2 protein-coding genes and 1 pseudogene are annotated in these 2552 nt (G+C 72.1%); 2 read left to right on the top strand and 1 reads right to left on the bottom strand.

Annotated elements, in window-relative coordinates; translation table 11 throughout:
• Positions 1-68 precede the first annotated feature (68 nt).
• Complete coding sequence (locus AB0M20_RS37690) at positions 69-1202, bottom strand: sigma-E factor regulatory protein RseB domain-containing protein (protein WP_364305603.1); 1134 nt, start codon at positions 1200-1202, stop codon at positions 69-71.
• A gap of 122 nt (positions 1203-1324) precedes the next feature.
• Here AB0M20_RS37690 and AB0M20_RS37685 point away from each other — a divergent pair, with 122 nt between their 5' ends.
• Both AB0M20_RS37685 and AB0M20_RS37680 read left to right on the top strand, forming a co-directional pair.
• Positions 1325-1993: a response regulator transcription factor gene (locus AB0M20_RS37685; protein ID WP_364305601.1), complete on the top strand. Its 669-nt coding sequence runs from the start codon at positions 1325-1327 to the stop codon at positions 1991-1993.
• Between the two features lie 10 nt (positions 1994-2003).
• Positions 2004-2552 (top strand): annotated as a pseudogene (locus tag AB0M20_RS37680) (two-component sensor histidine kinase); the annotation flags it as partial.

The raw sequence follows: 2552 nt of genomic DNA, 5'->3' as shown, positions 1-2552 counted from the left end.
CCGTTCTCCTACGCAATCCGGCGACGATCTCCGTTCGGAGACCGTCGCCGGATCAGTGCCGATTGATGTTACTTCGTAGCCGCCTGGTACAGCTTCTCCGGTGCGACCGCACCGGCGAACACCCGGCCGTCGTCGGTCACCAGCACGCTGAACAGCGTCCCCGAGAAGAGCCGGCCGCTGCCCCAGGTGCCGCTGACCTTGGGCAGGCCCTCGATCACCCCGGTGAGCGCGGTGGCCTCCGGGCCCTTGGCCTCCTTGGCGTCGAGCTTGGGCATCTTCGCCGTCACGATCGTCGTCCAGCCCTTGCCGATCGTCGTCGGCTCGTCGCCGGTCTTCGGGGCGACCGGCTTCTGGGCGATGGCCGGCTTCTTGTGGCCCTCCGCCTCGGCCTTCTCCTTCAGCTCACCCGGAGTCTCGTTCTCCACCTTCGTGCCCGGCGGCGGGTTGAAGGTGAACTGCTCGGCGTCCGGCACGGTGAAGCTGATCTGCTGGAACGCCACCCGCACGGCGGGGCTGGTCGCGTTCTTGGCGTAGACGTCGACGCGCAGCGGGATGTGGTGCTCGGCGTCGATCGCCAGCCGCACCTGCCCGATCAGCGAATCGGTGTCCCGCGGCGCGAGCACCAGCTCGTACGCGTCCCGCCCGGCCACCTCGGCCGCACCGGTCGTCGACACCGCCGTGGTCGGGTCGATCGCCGCGAGGGCCTGATCCGCGGCCTCCTGCGGCGTCGACGGCAGCCCGGTCGGCGCGGCGTGCGGCGTCTCAGCTCCCGCCGGCACCGTCAGGTGCGTCGCCGTGCCGTTCTGACTGCGCCACAGCCAGACGTCCTTGCCGTTGCGGATCATGTCGGTCTCGCCGAGCACACCGAGCAGCGCCAGCCGCACCTTGTCCTCGCCGGCGTACCAGATCCGCACGGCGTTGTTCCCGGTGATCAGTTTGGCGACGTCGGCGCCGCTTCCGCCGTTCGCCAGCGCCGGCACCTTCTGCAGCCCGAGGTCGGCGGTCTGCACGACGGTTCCGGAGAAGCCGTCGACCTTCGCACCCTGCAGATCGACCAGCAGCTGCGCCGCGCTGCGCTCCGGCAGGGACGGGTCCGCGCTGGCCACCAGCGTCCCGGCCGCCGCCCCGCCCCCGATCACCACGACCGCCGCGGCCGTCGGCACCAGCCATCGCAGCATCGGCCTTGACCTGAACCCACTCACTACGTCCACCTCGCAGATCTACTCAACAACTCCGCGTCCTGCCACCATGCTGCGCCGGGAGCCCTGTGACCTCGCTGAGAAGGTCCCCTAAGGGTTGCACCCCGGATGGCAAGCTTGCACTCGTGCGGTTGCTGGTGGTGGAGGACGAGGCGCGGCTGGCGTCGGCGCTGCGGCGCGGGCTGCAGGCCGAGGGCTTCGCGGTGGACCTGGCCGCGGACGGCCAGGAAGGGCTCGAGCTGGCCCGGCACGGCGGGTACGACGCGATGATCCTGGACGTGATGCTGCCCAGGCTGTCCGGCTACCGCGTGGTGCGCCAACTGCGGGCCGAGCGCAAGTGGCTCCCGGTGCTGATGCTGTCGGCCAAGGACGGCGAGTACGACCAGGCCGACGGGCTCGACTGCGGCGCCGACGACTACCTGACCAAGCCGTTCTCGTACGTGGTGCTGCTCGCCCGGCTGCGTGCGCTGCTGCGCCGGGGCGGCCGGGAACGCCCGGTGGTGCTGGTGCACGGCGACGTCGAGCTCGACCCGGCCGAGCGGCGGGTCCTCGTGGCCGGCGCCGAGGTGGTCCTGACGGCGCGGGAGTTCGCGCTGCTGGAGTACCTGATCCGCCACCCCGGCCAGGTGGTGTCCAAGACCGAGCTGCTCGACCACGTGTGGGACGCGGCGCTGGAGACCGCCCCGAACGCCGTCGAGGTCTACGTCGGCTACCTGCGCCGCAAGATCGGCCGGGAGCGCCTGGAGACCGTGCGCGGCGCGGGTTACCGGCTCGCGGCCGTCCAGCCCGGATGAGCCGGCCCGGATGAGATGGTTCCGCCGGCGCAGCCTGCGCGCCCGGCTCACCCTGGTCTCGGTCGCCGTGCTGTCCGCCGGGCTGCTCGCGAGCGGCGTGATGGTCATCGGCGTGCTGAACTTCGCCCTGCTGCGCGCCATCAACGTCGAGTCGCAGGAGACCGCACGGGCCGTCGCCACCCTGGTCACCCAGGATGCGCTCGCCGAGCCGATCCCGGCCAATCCGGGCGTGCAGGTGCAGGTCGTCGATGCCGGCGGCCGGGTGCTGGCGGTGTCCGCGACCGCCGACCGGCTGGTGCCGATCCTCTACCCCGAGGAGCTGCGCGACCTGCCGGACGGCGAGGTCATGGTGATCCCCGGCGACCGGATCGGCCTGCGCGGGCCGGTGCGGGTCGTGGCGGTCGAGGCGGGGCGTCCCACCGAGGGCAAGCGGGTGCTGGTCGCGCGGTGGGCGGCCGACGTGGTGGCAGGGGTGCACGTGCTGCGGCACACCCTGCTGATCGCGTACCCCGTGCTCATCGCCCTTCTCGCCGAGGTCTCCTGGCGGGTCGTCGGGGCC

Origin of the sequence: Actinoplanes sp. NPDC051633 (assembly GCF_040681735.1) — a bacterium.
GTDB lineage: Bacteria > Actinomycetota > Actinomycetes > Mycobacteriales > Micromonosporaceae > Actinoplanes.
The sequence above is the reverse complement of the archived record's forward strand: the minus strand, read 5'-3'. Positions and strand labels throughout refer to the sequence as shown.